This is a genomic window from Streptomyces flaveolus (assembly GCF_000716535.1).
GTDB lineage: Bacteria > Actinomycetota > Actinomycetes > Streptomycetales > Streptomycetaceae > Streptomyces > Streptomyces flaveolus_A.
On the sequence record NZ_JNWV01000014.1, the window covers coordinates 23,189 to 43,306 of the forward strand.

Sequence of the window (20,118 nt, forward strand, 5' to 3'; positions counted from 1 at the left end):
GCGTTCGTATCTGGATGGGTTACGCGAAGGAGACAGGCAGATGTCCGGCCACTCTAAATGGGCCACGACGAAGCACAAGAAGGCCGTGATCGACGCCAAGCGCGGCAAGCTCTTCGCGAAGCTCATCAAGAACATCGAGGTCGCGGCGCGGATGGGCGGCGCGGACCCCGAGGGCAACCCGACGCTGTACGACGCCATCCAGAAGGCGAAGAAGTCGTCGGTCCCGAACAAGAACATCGACTCCGCGGTCAAGCGCGGCGCGGGCCTGGAGGCCGGCGGCGCCGACTACGAGACGATCATGTACGAGGGCTACGGCCCGAACGGCGTCGCGGTACTCATCGAGTGCCTCACCGACAACCGCAACCGCGCCGCCTCCGAGGTCCGCGTCGCCATGACCCGCAACGGCGGCTCCATGGCCGACCCGGGCTCGGTGTCGTACCTGTTCAACCGCAAGGGCGTCATCATCGTCCCCAAGGGCGAGCTGAGCGAGGACGAGGTCCTCATGGCCGTCCTGGACGCGGGCGCCGAGGAGGTCAACGACCTCGGCGAGACCTTCGAGGTCATCAGCGAGGCCACCGACCTGGTCGCGGTCCGCACCGCCCTCCAGGAGGCCGGCATCGACTACGACTCCGCCGAGGCCAACTTCGTCCCGACCATGCAGGTCGAACTGGACGAGGAGGGCGCGAAGAAGATCTTCAAGCTGATCGACGCCCTGGAGGACAGCGACGACGTGCAGAACGTCTTCGCCAACTTCGACGTGAGCGACGAGATCATGGAGAAGGTCGACGCGTAACGCCTAGCGGCTGGCTGACCGGGCCGACGGGACACACCCGTCGGCCCGTCGCGTTGTACGGCGTTGTCAGTGGCACCCGATAGCCTGCACAAACAAGCGATCGGGTGACCGGAGGGAGGGGCGCGCGTGCGCGTACTGGGGGTGGACCCCGGGCTGACCCGGTGCGGGGTCGGTGTCGTCGAAGGGGTCGCGGGCCGCCCGCTCACCATGCTCGGCGTCGGGGTCGTCCGGACCCCCGCGGACGCCGACCTCAGCCACCGGCTGCTCGCCGTCGAGCAGGGCATCGAGCAGTGGATGGACGAGCACCGCCCCGAGTTCGTCGCCGTGGAGCGCGTCTTCAGCCAGCACAACGTGCGCACGGTCATGGGCACCGCCCAGGCCAGCGCCGTCGCCATGCTGTGCGCGGCCAGGCGCGGCATCCCCGTCGCCCTGCACACCCCCAGCGAGGTCAAGGCCGCCGTCACCGGCACCGGCCGCGCCGACAAGGCACAGGTAGGCGCCATGGTGACCCGGCTGCTCCGGCTCGCCGCGCCGCCCAAGCCGGCCGACGCCGCCGACGCCCTCGCGCTCGCCATCTGCCACATCTGGCGAGCCCCCGCCCAGAACCGGCTCCAGCAGGCGGTCGCCCGCCAGGCAGTCCACGCAACGAAAGGCCGTACGGCATGATCGCCTTCGTCAGCGGCACGGTCGCCGCGCTCGCCCCCGACGCAGCGGTCGTCGAGGTCGGCGGCGTCGGCATGGCCGTCCAGTGCACACCCGACACGCTGTCGACGCTCCGGATCGGCCAGCCGGCCAAGCTGCACACCTCCCTCGTCGTCCGCGAGGACTCGCTCACCCTGTACGGCTTCGCCGACGACGACGAGCGCCAGGTCTTCGAACTGCTCCAGACCGCGAGCGGCGTCGGCCCGCGCCTGGCCCAGGCGATGCTCGCCGTGCACACCCCGGACGCGCTGCGCCGCGCGGTCGCCACCGGTGACGAGAAGGCCCTCACCGCCGTCCCCGGCATCGGCAAGAAGGGCGCCCAGAAGCTGCTGCTGGAGCTGAAGGACCGGCTCGGCGCGCCCGTCGGCGCTCCCGCGGTCGGCGCGCCCGTCAGCCAGGGCTGGCGCGACCAGCTGCACGCGGCCCTGATCGGCCTGGGCTACGCCACCCGCGAGGCCGACGAGGCCGTCGCCGCCGTCGCCCCGCAGGCCGAGGCCGCGGGCGGCACGCCCCAGGTCGGGCAGTTGCTCAAGGCCGCCCTGCAGACCCTGAACCGCGCCCGCTGACCTGCGCCACCGCTAGGAGAACTTCGTGAACTGGGACGACACGACCGACAGCGCCGCCGAGGAGGGGCTCGCCGGGCCCGCCGCGGAGCGGCTGGTGGGCTCTGTCGCCGACCGCGAGGACCAGGCCGTCGAGGCCGCCCTGCGCCCCAAGGACCTCGGCGAGTTCATCGGCCAGGAGAAGGTCCGCGAACAGCTCGACCTCGTCCTGCGCGCCGCACGCGCGCGGGGTGCCACCGCCGACCACGTGCTGCTCTCCGGGGCGCCGGGCCTCGGCAAGACCACCCTGTCGATGATCATCGCGGCGGAGATGGGCGCCCCGATCCGGATCACCTCAGGCCCCGCCATCCAGCACGCCGGCGACCTCGCCGCGATCCTCTCCTCCCTCCAGGAGGGCGAGGTCCTCTTCCTGGACGAGATCCACCGCATGTCCCGGCCCGCCGAGGAGATGCTGTACATGGCGATGGAGGACTTCCGCGTCGACGTCATCGTCGGCAAGGGCCCCGGCGCCACCGCGATCCCGCTGGAGCTGCCGCCGTTCACCCTGGTCGGCGCCACCACGCGCGCGGGCCTGCTGCCGCCGCCGCTGCGCGACCGCTTCGGCTTCACCGCGCACATGGAGTTCTACGAGCCGCACGAGCTGGAGCGCGTCGTCCACCGCTCGGCGCACCTGCTGGACGTCGAGATCGAGCCGGACGGCGCCGCCGAGATCGCCGGCCGCTCCCGGGGCACGCCCCGCATCGCCAACCGCCTGCTGCGCCGGGTCCGCGACTACGCGCAGGTCAAGGCCGACGGCTTGATCACCCGCGACATCGCCGCCGCGGCCCTCGCCGTGTACGAGGTCGACGCGCGCGGCCTCGACCGGCTCGACCGCGCGGTCCTGGAGGCCCTGCTGAAGCTGTTCGGCGGCGGACCGGTCGGTCTGTCGACCCTCGCCGTCGCGGTGGGGGAGGAGCGGGAGACCGTCGAGGAGGTCGCCGAACCGTTCCTGGTCCGCGAGGGCCTGCTCGCCCGCACCCCGCGCGGCCGGGTCGCCACACCCGCGGCATGGTCGCATCTCGGCCTCACGCCACCGCGCTCCTCCGGGGCGGGAAACGGACAACAGGACCTGTTCGGGGCGTGACGGCCACGGGATGGCCACAGCCCGGCGAGGGTGGTGGCCCGGGGAGGAACCCGAGTGCCATGCTGAGCGTTGTTCCATGAGAGCGGACTCGCTTAGACTCCGCCGATGCCGCCCTTGTGGGCGGCGCCGACCACACCCCCATCAACAGGCCGCTCACCCGCGCGGTCGCGCGAAGGAAATTCCGTCCCGTGAATGCCTATACCCTTCTCCCGTTCATCGTGCTCATCGCGGCGATGTTCCTGATGACGCGTTCGGCCAAGAAGAAGCAGCAGCAGGCCGCCCAGATGCGGAACGAGATGCAGCCCGGCTCCGGTGTCCGCACGATCGGGGGTATGTACGCGACGGTCAAGGAGGTCAACGAGGACACGGTCCTCCTCGACGCCGGACCGGGCGTCGACCTCCTCTTCGCCAAGAACGCCATCGGCGCCGTCCTCACCGACGACGAGTACAACCGCATCGTCCACGGCATCGAGCACGACCTGAAGTCCGACCTCGTCCCGGACGACGCCTCCTCCCTCACCGAGACCGACGAGACCGACGGATCCGCCGCCGCTGCCGCCGCGTCCGACGACAAGGTCGATCTCGGTAAGAAGGACGCCGCCGAGGACGCCGACGCGGCCGGTGCCGCCGAGGCCAAGGCGGAGGACGAGCCGAAGAAGACCGACGGCGACTCCGACGCGAAGTAGTCACGCCCCGGGAGGTGCGGCGGCGGCATGATGGCGCCCCGCGCGTCCCGGGCGCGTCTGTTTCCCGCACGGGAACCCGACACCATGTCATGGCCGACCGCGCCGACCGGGCGCGGGGCGGCCCGAGAGGGAGTACGAGAAGGTGGCAGCACCTAAGAGGGGCCGAAGCGCGAGCGCCCAGAGCAAGCCAGGGCGCTCGCTGGCCCTCATCCTGATCGCCATCGTGGCGCTCACCGGAGGGATGTTCCTCTCCGGGCACACCACTCCGCGTCTCGGTATCGACCTCGCCGGTGGCACGAGCATCACGCTCAAGGCGAAGGCCGACCAGGGGTCCGCGATCAACAAGGCCAACATGGACACCGCGGTCGACATCATGAACCGCCGTGTCAACGGCCTCGGCGTCTCCGAGGCGGAGGTGCAGACCCAGGGGAACGACAACATCATCGTCAACATCCCCAAGGGCACCAACTCCAAGGAGGCCCAGGAGCAGGTCGGCACCACCGCCAAGCTGTACTTCCGGCCGGTCCTGGCCAGTGAGCCCAGCGGCGGCGCCGCGCAGAGCCCCTCGCCGAGCGCGTCCCCCAGCGGCGGCTCCTCGACGAAGCCGAGCACGAGCCCGTCCTCCAGCGCCTCCTCGCCGCAGAAGGCCTCCTCGTCCGGCTCCGAGTCCCCCACGGCCACGGCGACCTCCCAGGGCCGCGCCGTCACCGACGCGCTGAAGGCCGACTCCACCCCCTCGCCGAGCGTTTCCGCCTCCGGCAGCGGCAAGCCGTCGGCCACCCCCTCGGCCACCCCCAGCGGCGGCACGAACCAGGACTCCAAGCTCCAGGCCCAGTACGCGGCCCTGGACTGCAGCAAGGCCACCGACCGCGCCAACGCCGGCAAGAACGCCAAGCCCGGTGAGTCGACCGTGGCCTGCGGCCAGATCGACAAGGCCTGGTACAAGTACGTGCTCGGCCCCGCCGCCGTGGACGGCACCGAGGTGAAGAAGGCCCAGGCCGTCTTCGACACCCAGGGCGCCGCCGGCTGGCAGGTCCAGATGACCTTCACGGGCAGCGGTGCCAAGAAGTTCGCCGACATCACCGGCGAGCTGGCCAAGAACCAGCCCCCGCAGAACGAGTTCGGCATCGTCCTCGACGGCGAGGTCGTCTCCAGCCCGTACGTCAGCTCGGCCATCACCGGCGGCCAGGCGGAGATCTCCGGCAGCTTCAAGCAGGAGGAGGCGCAGAGCCTCGCCAACATGCTGTCGTACGGCGCCCTGCCGCTGTCCTTCCAGGAGCAGTCCGTCACCACCGTCACCGCCGCGCTCGGCGGTGAGCAGCTGCACGCCGGTCTGCTCGCCGGCGCGATCGGTCTCGCGCTGGTCGTGATCTACCTGGTGGTCTACTACCGCGGCCTGTCCCTCGTGGCCATGGCGTCCCTGATGGTCTCCGCGATCCTCACCTACGTGATCATGTCGCTGCTCGGCCCGGCCATCGGCTTCGCGCTGAACCTGCCCGCCGTCTGCGGCGCCATCGTCGCCATCGGTATCACCGCGGACTCGTTCATCGTGTACTTCGAACGCATCCGGGACGAGATCCGCGAGGGCCGCACGCTGCGTCCCGCCGTCGAGCGGGCCTGGCCGCGCGCCCGGCGCACCATCCTGGTCTCCGACTTCGTGTCGTTCCTCGCCGCCGCGGTGCTGTTCATCGTCACGGTCGGCAAGGTGCAGGGCTTCGCCTTCACCCTGGGCCTCACCACGCTGCTCGACGTGGTCGTCGTCTTCCTCTTCACCAAGCCGCTGATGACGCTCCTGGCCCGCCGCAAGTTCTTCGCGAGCGGCCACAAGTGGTCCGGTCTCGACCCGAAGAGCCTCGGGGCCAAGCCGCCGCTGCGCCGCACCCGCCGTCCCGCCGGTCCCGTCGCCGGCCCTGTCGACCCGAAGGAGGCGTGAGCGATGTCGAAACTCGGCAACCTCGGCGCTCGACTGCACCGCGGCGAGATCTCCTACGACTTCGTCGGCAAGCGGAAGATCTGGTACGGCGTCTCGATCCTGATCACCATCACGGCCATCCTCGGCCTGGCGGTGCGCGGCCTGAACCTGGGCATCGAGTTCCAGGGCGGCGCGGTCTTCACGACGCCCACGAGCATGAGCACGTCGGTGGCGAAGGCGGAGGAGTACGCCAAGGAGGCCTCCGGCCACGAGGCGATCGTGCAGAAGCTCGGCAACGGCAGCCTGCGCATCCAGATCGCCGGCATCGACACCGGCCAGTCCGACAGGATCAAGCAGGAGCTGGCCAAGGACCTGAACCTCGACCCCGAGAAGCTCGCCGCCGACCTGGTCGGCCCGAGCTGGGGCGAGCAGATCGCCAACAAGGCCTGGGAGGGCCTGGCGATCTTCATGGTCCTCGTCGTGATCTACCTGGCGATCGCCTTCGAGTGGCGCATGGCCGTCGCGGCGCTCGTCGCCCTGATCCACGACATCACCATCACGACCGGTATCTACGCCCTGGTCGGCTTCGAGGTCACGCCCGGCACGGTCATCGGTCTGCTGACCATCCTCGGTTACTCGCTCTACGACACGGTCGTCGTCTTCGACAGCCTCAAGGAGCAGACGAAGGACATCACCAAGCAGACCCGGTTCACCTACAGCGAGATCGCCAACCGGTCGATCAACGGCACCCTGGTGCGCTCCATCAACACCACGGTCGTCGCCCTGCTGCCGGTCGCCGGTCTGCTCTTCATCGGCGGCGGCTTCCTGGGCGCGGGCACCCTCAACGACATCTCCCTGTCGCTGTTCGTCGGCCTCGCGGCCGGTGCCTACTCGTCGATCTTCATCGCCACGCCGCTCGTCGCCGACCTCAAGGAGCGCGAGCCCGCGATGCGGGCGCTCACCAAGCGGGTCCTGGCCAAGCGGGCCCAGGCCGGCGCGGAGGGGGACCTCCCCGCGGAGGCCCAGGCAGGCGCCGGTGACGACACCGACGACGCCGCTCCCGCCGTGGTGGGCCCGCGCAACCAGCCCGCGTCCCGTGGCCGGGGCCGCGGCCGGACCTCGGGGAAGCGCCGATGACCGACATCAAGGAGCTGCTGCTCAGCCGCATCCGTGACGTCGCCGACTACCCGGAGCCCGGGGTGATGTTCAAGGACATCACCCCGCTCCTGGCCGACCCGGCGGCCTTCACCGCGCTCACCGACGAGCTGGCCGAGATCGCCGCCACCACCGGCGCGACCAAGGTCGTCGGCCTGGAGGCCCGGGGCTTCATCCTCGGCGCCCCGGTCGCCGTCCGCGCCGGCCTCGGCTTCATCCCCGTCCGCAAGGCGGGCAAGCTGCCGGGGGCCACCCTGCGCCAGGCGTACGACCTGGAGTACGGCTCGGCGGAGATCGAGGTGCACGCGGAGGACCTGGTCACCGGCGACCGCGTCCTGATCGTGGACGACGTGCTCGCGACCGGCGGCACCGCCGAGGCCGCGATCCAGCTCATCCACCGCGCGGGCGCCGAGGTCTGCGGACTCGCGGTCCTGATGGAGCTGGGCTTCCTGGACGGCCGCTCCCGGCTGGAACCGGCCCTCGGCGCGGCTCCGCTGACGGCCCTCCTCCAGGTCTGACCGATCCGCACAGCGCGACGGCCGCCCCGGGACACCGGGGCGGCCGTCGTCGTATGGCCATGCGCCCACCGCGGCGGCCGTCGCCGTACGGACACGCACCGCACACCCGGAGGACCCCCCGGGGACACCTCCCGGAATCCCCCGGCGGCCCCCCGCGTTGCACAGGTAGACGGTCCTCACAACCGCCTCCAGGCGATGACCGGGCTCAGGATCGCTACCATGGGGTTTCCGGAGCCTGACCGGGGGACCCGGATCGCGCACGAGGAGCCCTCTTGCCAGACGAGGCCCAGCCACTGACCGCCGCCAAGCCCGAGCCCGCCTCGGCCCCCGCGGCGAAGCCCGCGCCGAACGCTTCCCACGTGAAGAACGACACCCGCGGGACGGTCGAGCACGCCCAGTCCGCGCCCGTCGAGAAGAGCGCCGAGTCCTCGCGCCCCAAGCCCGCCCCTCCCGAGCGCCCCGCGCAGCCGCCCGTGGTCCGCCAGCCGGCCACGCCGCCCACCCGCACCGGCTCCTCCAACCGCGTCCGGGCCCGCCTCGCCCGCCTCGGCGTCCAGCGCGCGAACCCGTACAACCCGGTCCTGGAGCCGCTGCTGCGGATAGTGCGCAGCAACGACCCCAAGATCGAGAACTCCACGCTGCGCCAGATCGAGCGCGCCTACCAGGTCGCCGAGCGCTGGCACCGCGGCCAGAAGCGCAAGAGCGGCGACCCGTACATCACGCACCCGCTCGCCGTCACCACGATCCTCGCCGAACTGGGCATGGACCCGGCAACCCTGATGGCCGGGCTGCTGCACGACACCGTCGAGGACACCGAGTACGGCCTGGAGGACCTGCGCCGAGACTTCGGCGACGTGGTGGCCCTGCTCGTCGACGGCGTCACCAAGCTGGACAAGGTCAAGTTCGGCGAGGCCGCGCAGGCCGAGACCGTGCGCAAGATGGTCGTCGCCATGGCCAAGGACCCGCGCGTCCTGGTCATCAAGCTCGCCGACCGCCTGCACAACATGCGCACCATGCGCTACCTCAAGCGGGAGAAGCAGGAGAAGAAGGCGCGCGAGACGCTGGAGATCTACGCGCCGCTCGCCCACCGCCTGGGCATGAACACCATCAAGTGGGAGCTGGAGGACCTCGCGTTCGCGATCCTCTACCCCAAGATGTACGACGAGATCGTACGGCTGGTGGCCGAGCGGGCGCCGAAGCGTGACGAGTACCTGGCCATAGTGACCGACGAGGTCCAGGCCGACCTCCGTGCCGCCCGCATCAAGGCGACCGTCACGGGCCGCCCGAAGCACTACTACAGCGTCTACCAGAAGATGATCGTGCGAGGCCGAGACTTCGCGGAGATCTACGACCTGGTGGGCATCCGCGTCCTCGTCGACACGGTCCGCGACTGCTACGCCGCCCTCGGCACGGTGCACGCGCGATGGAACCCGGTCCCCGGCCGGTTCAAGGACTACATCGCGATGCCCAAGTTCAACATGTACCAGTCGCTGCACACGACGGTCATCGGCCCCAACGGCAAGCCGGTCGAGCTGCAGATCCGCACCTTCGACATGCACCGCCGCGCCGAGTACGGCATCGCCGCGCACTGGAAGTACAAGCAGGAGGCCGTCGCCGGCGCCTCCAAGGTGCGTACCGACGTGCCCAAGGCCGGCAAGAAGGACGACCACCTCAACGACATGGCGTGGCTGCGCCAGCTCCTCGACTGGCAGAAGGAGACCGAGGACCCGGGCGAGTTCCTGGAGTCCCTGCGCTTCGACCTGTCCCGCAACGAGGTCTTCGTCTTCACCCCGAAGGGCGACGTCATCGCGCTGCCGGCGGGTGCCACCCCGGTGGACTTCGCGTACGCCGTTCACACCGAGGTCGGCCACCGCACCATAGGGGCGCGGGTCAACGGCCGTCTCGTACCGCTCGAATCCACCCTGGACAACGGCGACCTGGTGGAGGTCTTCACCTCCAAGGCGGCCGGCGCGGGCCCTTCCCGGGACTGGCTCGGCTTCGTCAAGTCGCCCCGGGCGCGCAACAAGATCCGTGCCTGGTTCTCCAAGGAGCGCCGGGACGAGGCGATCGAGCAGGGCAAGGACGCCATCGTGCGGGCCATGCGCAAGCAGAACCTGCCGATCCAGCGCATCCTGACCGGCGACTCGCTCGTCACGCTCGCCCACGAGATGCGCTACTCGGACATCTCCGCGCTCTACGCGGCGATCGGCGAGGGCCATGTCTCCGCGCAGAACATCGTGCAGAAGCTCGTCCAGGCCCTCGGCGGTGAGGAGGCCGCCACCGAGGAGATCGACGAGACGGTCCCGCCGTCGCGCACCCGGGGCCGCAAGCGCCGCTCCAGCGCCGACCCGGGCGTCGTCGTCAAGGGCGTCGAGGACGTGTGGGTCAAGCTGGCCCGCTGTTGCACGCCCGTCCCCGGCGACCCGATCATCGGGTTCGTCACGCGCGGCAGCGGCGTATCGGTTCACCGCAGCGACTGCGTCAACGTGGAGTCCCTGTCTCGGGAGCCCGAGCGCATCCTGGACGTCGAGTGGGCGCCCACCCAGTCCTCGGTCTTCCTTGTCGCCATCCAGGTCGAGGCGCTGGACCGCTCCCGCCTGCTCTCGGACGTCACCCGGGTCCTGTCCGACCAGCACGTCAACATCCTGTCGGCGGCCGTCCAGACGTCCCGGGACCGCGTGGCCACCTCGCGCTTCACCTTCGAGATGGGCGACCCGAAGCACCTCGGCCACGTCCTGAAGGCCGTCCGGGGCGTGGAGGGCGTGTACGACGTCTACCGCGTGACGTCGGGCCGCACCCGGTCGTAGGCACGCACACCGCAGGAAGGGCCCCGTACGCGCGTACGGGGCCCTTCCTGCGTGCGTCGGAGGACTTTAGCCGCCGAACTCCTGCAGGCCCTTCAGGGCCTGGTCCAGCAGCGCCTGACGGCCCTCCAGCTCCCGCTCCAGCTTGTCGGCCTTGGCGTTGTTGCCCTGGGCGCGCGCCTGCTCGATCTGCGCCTTCAGCTTGTCCACGGCGGCCTGGAGCTGACCGGTCAGGCCCTCGGCACGCGCGCGTGCCTCCGGGTTCGTCCGGCGCCACTCGGCCTCCTCGGCCTCCTGGATCGCCCGCTCGACGGCGTGCATCCGGCCCTCGACCTTCGGCCGCGCGTCCCGCGGGACGTGACCGATGGCCTCCCAGCGCTCGTTGATCGAGCGGAAGGCGGCCCGCGCGCCCTTCAGGTCGGTGATCGGCAGGAGCTTCTCGGCCTCCTCGGCCAGCTCCTCCTTCAGCTTCAGGTTCTCCGACTGCTCCGCGTCCCGCTCGGCGAAGACCGAGCTGCGGGCGGCGAAGAAGACGTCCTGGGCGCCGCGGAAGCGGTTCCACAGGTCGTCCTCGTGCTCGCGCTGGGCGCGACCCGCGGCCTTCCACTCCGCCATCAGCTCGCGGTAACGGGCGGCCGTGGGCCCCCAGTCCGTCGAGTCCGACAGCGCCTCGGCCTCGGCGACCAGCCGCTCCTTGGTCCGGCGGGCCTCCTCGCGCTGCGCGTCGAGCTGCGCGAAGTGCGCCTTGCGACGCTTGGAGAACGCCGACCGGGCGTGCGAGAAGCGGTGCCACAGCTCGTCGTCGGACTTGCGGTCCAGGCGCGGCAGCCCCTTCCACGTGTCCACCAGCGCCCGCAGCCGCTCCCCGGCGGCCCGCCACTGGTCGGACTGCGCCAGCTGCTCGGCCTCGGCGACCAGGTCCTCCTTGGCCTTGCGGGCCTCGTCGGACTGCCGGGCCCGCTGCTGCTTGCGCTCCTCGCGGCGCGCCTCGACGGTCGCGACGAGCTTGTCCAGCCGCACCCGCAGCGCGTCCAGGTCGCCGACCGCGTGGTGCGCGTCCACCTGCTCGCGCAGGTGGTCGATGGCGGCCTGGGCGTCCTTCGCCGACAGGTCGGTGGTCCGCACTCGCTTTTCGAGGAGGCCGATCTCGACAACCAGGCCCTCGTACTTGCGCTCGAAGTAGGCCAGCGCCTCCTCGGGGGAGCCTGCCTGCCAGGAACCGACGACCTTCTCGCCGTCGGCCGTACGCACGTACACGGTCCCCGTCTCGTCGACGCGGCCCCACGGGTCGCTGCTCACAGCGCCTCCTCCACATGATGCCTGCGAGGGGCCTCAGCGCCCCCGGGCATCGTCCACAGTTTCGTCACGGCCAACATAGGCGACCAGCGGGTTACCTGTCCGCATCCAGCGCGACCGAAATTCGGCAGTCGGCTGTTCCCCGCCCCCGTTGACCTCAGGACTTGGTGACGGCCGGCCTCAGGACTTGGTGACGGTCGCCTTGTTGATGACGACCGTCGCGTTCGGCGCACCGTCACCGGCACCCGTGTTCTCGCCGGCCGCGGCGATCTTGTTCAGCACCTTCATCCCCGCCGCGTCGATCGTGCCGAACGGGGTGTAGCTCGGCGGCAGCGGGCTGTCCTTGTAGACGAGGAAGAACTGGCTGCCGCCGGTGTGCTTCTGGCCGGTGTTGGCCATCGCCACCGTGCCCGCCGGGTAGGTGTTGTTCTTCAGGCTCTTGTCCTTGAGGTTCTCGTCCGGGAGCGTGTAGCCCGGACCGCCCATGCCGGTGCCCTGCGGGTCGCCGCACTGCAGGACGTAGATGCCCTGGGTGGTCAGGCGGTGGCACTTGGTGTGGTCGAAGTAGCCCTTGCCCGCGAGGAAGTCGAACGAGTTCACCGTGTGCGGGGCCGCCGACGTCTTCAGCGCGATGCCGATGTCACCGCACGTCGTCGCGAGCTTCAGCGTGTACTTCGCCGACGTGTCGATCGTCATCGCCGGCTCCTTCTTCCAGCTCAGCTTCTCCGCCGAGCCGGCCGCCGGCTTCGCGCACGGGTCCGGTGCCTTGCTGGTCGGCGAAGCGCTCGGGGTGACCTGGGCGCTGGCGTTCTCCTTCTTGTCGCCGTCGTCCTTCAGCACTCCGGTCGTGTACAGGGCGACGCTGCCGATCACGACCACGCCCAGTACCGACGCGATCACGGAGTTGCGCAGGCGGGCCTTGCGCCGCGCCTCGGTGCGCCGCTGCTGCTGCCGCAAGAACTTCTCCCGGGCGAGCTGACGCCGCCGCTGCTCCTGGCTGACCACCGGGTTCTCTCCTCATGCGTGTCGTGTGTCGGGCGGTACGCGTGCGTCCTCGTGATCCGACCGCTGCGTGTAGCCCCGTACCGTATATGGGTTCGCTGAGGAAACGGCAGCGCCGGTAGGCTCTGACTGCGGCGGAAGCCGCCTGTAATCGACACAACGAAGGACGATCGTGCTCATTGCCGGGTTCCCCGCCGGGGCCTGGGGGACGAACTGTTATCTCGTCGCCCCCGCCGCCGGTGAGGAGTGCGTGATCATCGACCCCGGCCACCAGGCCGCCGAAGGCGTCGAGGAAGCACTGAAGAAGCATCGGCTCAAGCCCGTCGCCGTCGTCCTCACCCACGGACACATCGACCATGTCGCCTCGGTCGTCCCCGTCTGCGGGGCGCACGACGTCCCGGCGTGGATCCACCCCGAGGACCGGTACATGCTGAGCGACCCCGAGAAGGCGCTCGGCCGCTCCATCGGCATGCCGCTGATGGGGGAGCTGACCGTGGGGGAGCCGGACGACGTCAAGGAGCTGACGAACGGCACCACCCTCGAACTGGCGGGCCTGGAGTTCTCCGTCGCGCACGCGCCGGGCCATACCAAGGGGTCGGTGACCTTCCGGATGCCCGAGACCGCCGACATCCCGTCGGTGTTCTTCTCCGGGGATCTGCTGTTCGCCGGCTCCATCGGACGCACCGATCTGCCGGGCGGGTCCATGGAGGACATGTTGCGGTCGCTGGCCCGTGTGTGCCTGCCGCTCGACGACTCCACCGTGGTGCTGTCCGGTCATGGCCCCCAGACGACCATCGGCCAGGAGCGCGCCGGCAACCCCTATTTGCGGCAGGTCGCGGCCGGCCAGGGAGCCGCCGAGGCTCCCCGACGAGGAATGTGACGAGAGAACCTTCCGTGAGCACTTTCAAGGCCCCCAAGGGCACCTACGACCTGATCCCGCCGGACTCGGCGAAGTACCTGGCGGTCCGCGAGGCGATCGCCGCTCCGCTGCGCAACTCCGGCTACGGCTACATCGAGACCCCCGGCTTCGAGAACGTCGAACTCTTCGCGCGCGGTGTCGGCGAGTCCACCGACATCGTGACCAAGGAGATGTACGCCTTCGAGACCAAGGGCGGCGACAAGCTCGCCCTGCGCCCCGAGGGCACGGCGTCCGTGCTGCGCGCGGCCCTGGAGGCCAACCTGCACAAGTCGGGCAACCTCCCGGTCAAGCTGTGGTACTCGGGTTCCTACTACCGCTACGAGCGCCCCCAGAAGGGCCGTTACCGGCACTTCTCCCAGGTCGGCGCCGAGGCGATCGGCGCCGAGGACCCGGCACTGGACGCCGAGCTGATCATCCTGGCCGACCAGGCGTACCGCTCGCTGGGCCTCAGGAACTTCCGCATCCTGCTGAACAGCCTCGGCGACAAGGAGTGCCGCCCGGTCTACCGGACGGCGCTGCAGGAGTTCCTGCGCGGCCTGGACCTGGACGAGGACACACGCCGTCGCGTCGACATCAACCCGCTCCGGGTCCTCGACGACAAGCGCGAGTCGGTCCAGAAGCAGCTCACCGGCGCGCCGCTGCTGCGCGACTACCTGTGCGACGCGTGCAAGGCGTACCACGAGGAGGTCCGTGAGCTGATCACCGCCGCGGGCGTCTCCTTCGAGGACGACCCGAAGCTGGTGCGCGGTCTGGACTACTACACCCGCACCACCTTCGAGTTCGTGCACGACGGTCTCGGCTCGCAGTCCGCGGTGGGCGGCGGCGGCCGGTACGACGGCCTGTCCGAGATGATCGGCGGCCCCGCGCTGCCCTCCGTCGGCTGGGCCCTGGGCGTCGACCGCACGGTCCTCGCGCTGGAGGCCGAGGGCGTCGAACCGGACGTCCCGGCATCGACCAGCGTCTACGCCGTCCCGCTCGGCGAGGAGGCCCGCCGGGTGCTGTTCGCCAAGGTCACCGAGTTGCGCAAGGTGGGCATCGCGGCGGACTTCGCGTACGGCGGCAAGGGCCTGAAGGGCGCCATGAAGAACGCCAACCGCTCGGGCGCCCGCTACGCGATCGTCGCCGGTGAGCGCGACCTCGCCGAGGGCGTCGTCCAGCTCAAGGACATGGAGTCCGGCGAGCAGACGGCGGTCGGCGTCAACGAGATCGTGGCGGAGCTGGAAGCGCGGCTCGGCTAGCGGCAGCACGCGCGCACGTGGGCGCCGGACGCTCCCCCCGAGGGGGCTCCGGCGTCTTTTCCCGGCCCCGACGACGCTGTCCGGAACCGAGCAGGCGGTACCCGTCGTACGTACATCCTTATGCGGAGCGAACGGTGCGCACACACGTGTGTGCGGCACAATGACCCGTGCCCGAAGATGGTCCGAGTCTCGAGTGACGGAATCGGCGTGATGAGCAAGACGACAGTCAAAGACGTCTCCACGGAGCCCGGCCCGGAGCGCGCCGCCGACGCCCCGCGCGCGGTGGGCGGCAGCCGCGCCTTCGCCATCCTGCTGGTGATCACCGGCGCGGCCGGACTGCTGGCCGCCTGGGTCATCACGATCGACAAGTTCAAGCTGCTGGAAGCCAAGGTCGCCGGCAAGACGTTCACCCCCGGGTGCAGCCTCAACCCGGTCGTCTCCTGCGGCAGCGTCATGGAGAGCAAGCAGGCCGCCGCCTTCGGTTTCCCCAACCCGATGCTCGGCCTGGTCGCCTACGGCATCGTCGTCTGCGTCGGCATGAGCCTGCTGGCCCGCGCCCGGTTCCCGCGCTGGTACTGGCTGACCTTCAACTTCGGCACGCTCTTCGGCGTGGCCTTCTGCACGTGGCTGCAGTTCCAGTCCCTGTACCGGATCAACGCGCTGTGCCTGTGGTGCTCGCTGGCCTGGGTCGCCACGATCACGATGTTCTGGTACGTGACCTCGTTCAACATCCGCAACGACTTCCTGCCGTCCCCGCGCTGGCTGAAGTCCTTCTTCGGCGAGTTCACCTGGGTGCTGCCGGTCCTGCACATCGGCATCATCGGCATGCTGGTCCTCACCCGCTGGTGGGACTTCTGGACCAGCTGACGGTCCCGGCCGGATTGTCAGTGCGGTGTTCTAGGGTTTCAGCGTGGAACCCGACCTCTTCACCGCAGCAGCAGAAGAACGCCAGGAGAAGGATCCGGCGGCCAGCCCCCTGGCGGTACGCATGCGCCCGCGCACGCTCGACGAGGTCGTGGGCCAGCAGCACCTGCTCGGGCCCGGTTCCCCGCTGCGCCGATTGGTCGGGGAGGGCAACGGCGGCCCGGCCGGCCCGTCCTCGGTGATCCTGTGGGGCCCGCCCGGCACCGGCAAGACCACCCTGGCCTACGTCGTCTCGAAGGCGACGAACAAGCGGTTCGTGGAGCTGTCCGCGATCACCGCGGGCGTCAAGGAGGTCCGCGCGGTCATCGACGGCGCCCGCCGCGCCACCGGCGCCTTCGGCAAGGAGACCGTCCTCTTCCTGGACGAGATCCACCGCTTCAGCAAGGCCCAGCAGGACTCCCTGCTCCCGGCCGTGGAGAACCGCTGGGTGACCCTGATCGCGGCCACCACGGAGAACCCGTACTTCTCGGTGATCTCCCCGCTGCTCTCCCGCTCCCTCCTGCTCACCCTCGAACCGCTCACCGACGACGACATCCGCGCACTGCTCCGCCGCGCGCTGAGCGACGAACGCGGCCTCAAGGACGCCGTCGCCCTCCCCGAGGACACCGAGGAGCACCTGCTCCGCATCGCCGGCGGCGACGCCCGCCGCGCCCTGACCGCCCTGGAGGCCGCCGCCGGGGCCGCCCTGGACCAGGGCGAGAGCGAGATCGGGCTGCGGACCCTGGAGCAGACGGTCGACCGGGCCGCGGTGAAGTACGACCGCGACGGCGACCAGCACTACGACGTCGCCAGCGCCCTCATCAAGTCCATCCGCGGCTCCGACGTCGACGCGGCCCTGCACTACCTGGCCCGCATGATCGAGGCCGGCGAGGACCCGCGCTTCATCGCCCGCCGCCTGATGATCTCCGCCAGCGAGGACATCGGCCTCGCCGACCCGAACGCGCTGCCCATCGCCGTGGCCGCCGCCCAGGCCGTCGCCATGATCGGCTTCCCGGAGGCCGCGCTCACCCTGAGCCACGCCACGATCGCCCTGGCCCTCGCCCCCAAGTCCAACGCCGCGACCACCGCGATCGGCGCCGCCCTGGAGGACGTACGCAAGGGCCTGGCCGGCCCGGTGCCGCCCCACCTGCGCGACGGGCACTACAAGGGCGCGGCCAAGCTCGGCCACGCCCAGGGGTACGTGTACCCGCACGACCTGCCCGAGGGCATCGCCGAGCAGCAGTACGCCCCGGACGCCCTGAAGGACCGCGAGTACTACACGCCGAGCCGGCACGGCGCCGAGGCCAGATACGCGGACGCCGTGGAATGGACCCGCAAGCGCCTCGGTCGCAAGCGGTCCTGAGCACCCTGTAGACTGCTCCGAAGTGCTGAGTCCCGTGCCGTCAGAGCGGGACAACCAGCCGGAGAACCGGTCCCGCGCGGACCGGCTCCAGGAGCGTCGCGCACCGTCGAACGGTGTCGCGGGCAGCCCACCACCACCCGGATTCCCGGGACGGTCGGTGGGCCACTCGCGTGCTGCACGTATGTGCCCAGACCAGGGAAGCGGCTGCCCGGCAGGTCCCCTGCGGACCCGGCGGGTTTTCCCGGCTGCGGATGCGACCTCCCTCAACACTGACGAGCCGAACACTACGAAAGAGACGAAAGACAGTGGCGAACCAGTCCCGCCCCAAGGTCAAGAAGTCGCGTGCCCTCGGCATCGCGCTGACCCCGAAGGCCGTCAAGTACTTCGAGGCCCGCCCCTACCCGCCGGGTGAGCACGGCCGCGGCCGCAAGCAGAACTCGGACTACAAGGTCCGTCTGCTGGAGAAGCAGCGCCTGCGCGCTCAGTACGACATCTCCGAGCGCCAGCTGGTCCGCGCCTACGAGCGTGCGTCCAAGGTCCAGGGCAAGACCGGTGAGGCCCTGATCGTGGAGCTGGAGCGCCGCCTCGACGCGCTGGTCCTGCGTTCGGGCATCGCCCGCACGATCTACCAGGCCCGCCAGATGGTCGTCCACGGCCACATCCAGGTCAACGGCCAGAAGGTCGACAAGCCGTCCTTCCGCGTCCGCCCGGACGACGTCGTGCAGGTCCGCGACCGCTCCAAGGACAAGACGCTCTTCCAGATCGCCCGTGAGGGTGGCTTCGCCCCCGACGGCGAGACCCCGCGCTACCTGCAGGTGAACCTCAAGGCCCTGGCGTTCCGCCTGGACCGCGAGCCGAACCGCAAGGAAGTTCCGGTCATCTGCGACGAGCAGCTCGTCGTCGAGTACTACGCCCGCTGACCCCCGTCACGGCGTAAGTCCTCAGCCCGCCGTCTCCCCGCCCTTCCGGGTGGGCGAGGCGGCGGGTTCGCGCTGTCCGGGGCGGGTGCGCGGGACCGGCCCCCGGGGTGCGGGCAGCGCCGGCAGCGGCCGCCCGTCCTTCCGCAGCGCCCGGGCCACCGCCGTCTCCCGGTCCAGCCGCGCCCCCCGGCGCACCCACTCCTCGTACCGCTCGTCGCCCAGCGCCTCCCGGGCCATGGCCTCGCACTGCTCGTGCGGGGCGTTGTAGTGGGCCGAGCCGAACAGCGGCAGCCCGACCGAGGGCCACATCCGCCCGGCGGCGCCCTGGAGCACCGCCGCCTCCACCGGATCGCCCTGCGTCACCGTCACCAGGGCCAGCAGCTCGATCGACAGCACCGTGCCCAGCAGGTCGTGGAAGCCGTGCGCGTTGTCCAGGCAGTCCGCCAGCAGCTCCCGCGCACGGGCCGCGTCACCGCCCTGCCAGGTCGCGTACGCCAGCACGTACAGGGCGTACGACCGCGCCCACCGCTCCCCGTGGTCCTCGCACACCCGGCGCACGTCCTCGCACAGCCGCACCGCGTCCGGCAGATCCCCCTGGAACGCCCGCGTCATCGCCAGCTCCACCTGGCCCATCAGGACGTTGCTGTTGAGCTCGCCGATCTCCCGGTAGCGGTCCAGTGCCGACCGCAGCAGCGTTTCTGCGCGGGCCATGTCATCCGTGACCAGGGCCAGACAGCCGGTGCGGTGCTCGGCGTACGCCATCGCCGTCGGATCGGCCGACCGCTCCGCCTGCTCCCGGCACATCCGCAGCGCCTGGAGCGCCGGCACGGTGTCGCCCTGCAGGATCGCCACATAGCCGAGCACCCACAGCGCCTTGAGCCGGGACCGCTCGTACTCCGAGTCCAGCTCCAGGCCGCGCTCCAGCCACCGCCGCCCCTCCGCGAGCCGGCCGCACCCCACCCAGCAGAACCACAGCGAACCCGCCAGGTGCTGGCCGAGATGCGCCTCCTCCGGCTCGGTCAGGCAGAACTCCAGCGCGGTCCGCAGATTCGGCAGCTCCGCCTCGACCCGCGCGGCCACCTCCCGCTGCCGGGGCGAGAACCAGTCCAGCTCGCACATGGTGGCGAGGCCCAGGTACCAGTCCCGGTGCCGTCTGCGCAGCCGGCCCGCGTCCCCGGTCGCCTCCAGCCACTCGGCGCCGTAGGCCCGGACCGTGTCCAGCATCCGGTAGCGCGGGCCCGCCGGGGTCTCCTCGCGGGAGACGACCGACTGGGCGAGCAGCTCCGACAGCACGTCCAGCACGTCCTCGGCGGCCAGTCCCTCCCCGCTGCACACGTACTCGGCCGCCTCCAGGTCGAAGGAGTGCGCGAACACCGACAGCCGTGCCCACAGCAGCCGTTCGGCCGGTGAGCACAGCTCGTGGCTCCAGCCGATCGCCGTGCGCAGCGTCTGGTGCCGGGGCAGGACGTCCCGGCCGCCACCGGTCAGCAGCCGGAACCGGTCGTCGAGGCGCTGCAGCAACTGCGCCGGGGACAGCGCCCGCAGCCGCCCGGCCGCCAGCTCCAGTGCCAGCGGGATCCCCTCCAGCCGCTGGCACAGCTCCCGCACCTCGGCGCCGTCGGCCACCGGCACGCCCTGCGCGCGGGCCCGGTCCGTGAACAGCTCCACCGCCTCGTCCTCGCCGAGCGGCGCCAGCGGGAACAGCCGCTCGCCCGCGAGACCCAGCGGACGCCGGCCCACCGCCAGCACCCGCAGCTCCGGCAGCTTCCGCAGCAGCTCCGCCGTCAGATCGGCACAGGCAGCCACCAGGTGCTCGAACCCGTCCAGCACCAACAGCGCCCGCCGCCCCGCCAGATGCTCCAGCAGCGTCTCCCGGGGCAGCCGCGTGGTGTGGTCGGTCAGTCCCAGCGCCTCCACGACCGCGTACTCCACGAACTGCGGATCCCGCACCGCCGCCAGCTCCACCCGTCCCCAGCCCGGGGCGCCCGCCGGCGCACCGGACGCCCAGCGCGCCGCCACCCGCGCGGCCAGCCGGGACTTGCCGACCCCGCCCACCCCGGTCACGGTCACCAGCCGTGTCCGACCGAGCGCCGTCGTCAGCTCGGCCAGCTCGGCCGAGCGCCCGACGAAAGCGGTGAGTTCGAGGGGCGGATCGCCGTCCGCCCAGGAGCCGGGGCTGTGAGGACCTCGCATGGGACACGGAGCGTACTGAACCGTGTTC

Annotated in this window: 17 protein-coding genes; 14 read left to right on the forward strand and 3 right to left on the reverse strand. The window is 70.9% G+C overall.

All coding sequences use genetic code 11. The features are described 5' to 3' along the window. Positions 1–40: 40 nt before the first annotated feature. From OO52_RS16185 to relA, 9 genes are all read left to right on the forward strand, one after another. On the forward strand, positions 41–793 hold the full coding sequence (locus OO52_RS16185; RefSeq protein ID WP_030644675.1) for a YebC/PmpR family DNA-binding transcriptional regulator: 753 nt from the start codon (positions 41–43) through the stop codon (positions 791–793). A 126-nt stretch (positions 794–919) separates the two neighbouring features. After that, positions 920–1,459, forward strand: a complete 540-nt coding sequence (ruvC, locus tag OO52_RS16190; protein ID WP_030644677.1) for a crossover junction endodeoxyribonuclease RuvC — start codon at positions 920–922, stop codon at positions 1,457–1,459. Continuing rightward, positions 1,456–2,061, forward strand: coding sequence for a Holliday junction branch migration protein RuvA (ruvA, locus tag OO52_RS16195; RefSeq protein WP_030644679.1), 606 nt, complete (start codon positions 1,456–1,458; stop codon positions 2,059–2,061). Before ruvC ends, ruvA begins: the two co-directional genes overlap by 4 nt. A 25-nt stretch (positions 2,062–2,086) precedes the next feature. Beyond that, positions 2,087–3,181 (forward strand): Holliday junction branch migration DNA helicase RuvB, encoded by a 1,095-nt coding sequence (ruvB, locus tag OO52_RS16200; RefSeq protein WP_030644681.1) that lies wholly within the window; start codon positions 2,087–2,089, stop codon positions 3,179–3,181. A gap of 188 nt (positions 3,182–3,369) precedes the next feature. Beyond that, positions 3,370–3,867 (forward strand): preprotein translocase subunit YajC, encoded by a 498-nt coding sequence (yajC, locus tag OO52_RS16205; RefSeq protein WP_030644683.1) that lies wholly within the window; start codon positions 3,370–3,372, stop codon positions 3,865–3,867. Positions 3,868–4,009: 142 nt separating this feature from the next. Continuing rightward, the gene (gene secD / locus OO52_RS16210) at positions 4,010–5,800 is read left to right on the forward strand and encodes a protein translocase subunit SecD (protein WP_030644685.1); all 1,791 of its coding nucleotides are present in this window, start codon (positions 4,010–4,012) and stop codon (positions 5,798–5,800) included. Positions 5,801–5,803: 3 nt separating this feature from the next. Beyond that, on the forward strand, positions 5,804–6,916 hold the full coding sequence (secF, locus tag OO52_RS16215; protein ID WP_030644687.1) for a protein translocase subunit SecF: 1,113 nt from the start codon (positions 5,804–5,806) through the stop codon (positions 6,914–6,916). Continuing rightward, a complete protein-coding gene (locus tag OO52_RS16220) occupies positions 6,913–7,452 on the forward strand; it encodes an adenine phosphoribosyltransferase (protein WP_030644689.1) in 540 nt (179 codons plus the stop codon). Before secF ends, OO52_RS16220 begins: the two co-directional genes overlap by 4 nt. 272 nt (positions 7,453–7,724) lie before the next feature. Continuing rightward, on the forward strand, positions 7,725–10,259 hold the full coding sequence (gene relA / locus OO52_RS16225; RefSeq protein ID WP_030644691.1) for a GTP pyrophosphokinase: 2,535 nt from the start codon (positions 7,725–7,727) through the stop codon (positions 10,257–10,259). A gap of 66 nt (positions 10,260–10,325) precedes the next feature. Here relA and OO52_RS16230 read toward each other — a convergent pair whose 3' ends face one another. Both OO52_RS16230 and OO52_RS16235 read right to left on the reverse strand, forming a co-directional pair. After that, entirely contained in the window at positions 10,326–11,555 is a 1,230-nt protein-coding gene (locus OO52_RS16230) for a DUF349 domain-containing protein (protein ID WP_030644693.1), read from the reverse strand. Between the two features lie 177 nt (positions 11,556–11,732). Continuing rightward, a complete protein-coding gene (locus OO52_RS16235; RefSeq protein WP_030644694.1) occupies positions 11,733–12,557 on the reverse strand; it encodes a peptidylprolyl isomerase in 825 nt (274 codons plus the stop codon). Positions 12,558–12,726: 169 nt separating this feature from the next. Between OO52_RS16235 and OO52_RS16240 the strand changes: the two genes are divergently transcribed. From OO52_RS16240 to rpsD, 5 genes are all read left to right on the forward strand, one after another. Continuing rightward, positions 12,727–13,434, forward strand: coding sequence for an MBL fold metallo-hydrolase (locus OO52_RS16240; RefSeq protein WP_030644696.1), 708 nt, complete (start codon positions 12,727–12,729; stop codon positions 13,432–13,434). A gap of 14 nt (positions 13,435–13,448) precedes the next feature. Then, entirely contained in the window at positions 13,449–14,711 is a 1,263-nt protein-coding gene (gene hisS / locus OO52_RS16245; protein ID WP_030644698.1) for a histidine--tRNA ligase, read from the forward strand. A 210-nt stretch (positions 14,712–14,921) separates the two neighbouring features. Beyond that, positions 14,922–15,578 (forward strand): vitamin K epoxide reductase family protein, encoded by a 657-nt coding sequence (locus OO52_RS16250; protein ID WP_030644700.1) that lies wholly within the window; start codon positions 14,922–14,924, stop codon positions 15,576–15,578. A gap of 43 nt (positions 15,579–15,621) precedes the next feature. Continuing rightward, entirely contained in the window at positions 15,622–16,977 is a 1,356-nt protein-coding gene (locus OO52_RS16255) for a replication-associated recombination protein A (protein ID WP_030644701.1), read from the forward strand. Positions 16,978–17,282: 305 nt separating this feature from the next. Then, complete coding sequence (rpsD, locus tag OO52_RS16260) at positions 17,283–17,897, forward strand: 30S ribosomal protein S4 (RefSeq protein ID WP_014671539.1); 615 nt, start codon at positions 17,283–17,285, stop codon at positions 17,895–17,897. A 21-nt stretch (positions 17,898–17,918) separates the two neighbouring features. Here rpsD and OO52_RS16265 read toward each other — a convergent pair whose 3' ends face one another. Next, complete coding sequence (locus OO52_RS16265) at positions 17,919–20,090, reverse strand: ATP-binding protein (RefSeq protein ID WP_030644703.1); 2,172 nt, start codon at positions 20,088–20,090, stop codon at positions 17,919–17,921. Positions 20,091–20,118 lie beyond the last annotated feature (28 nt).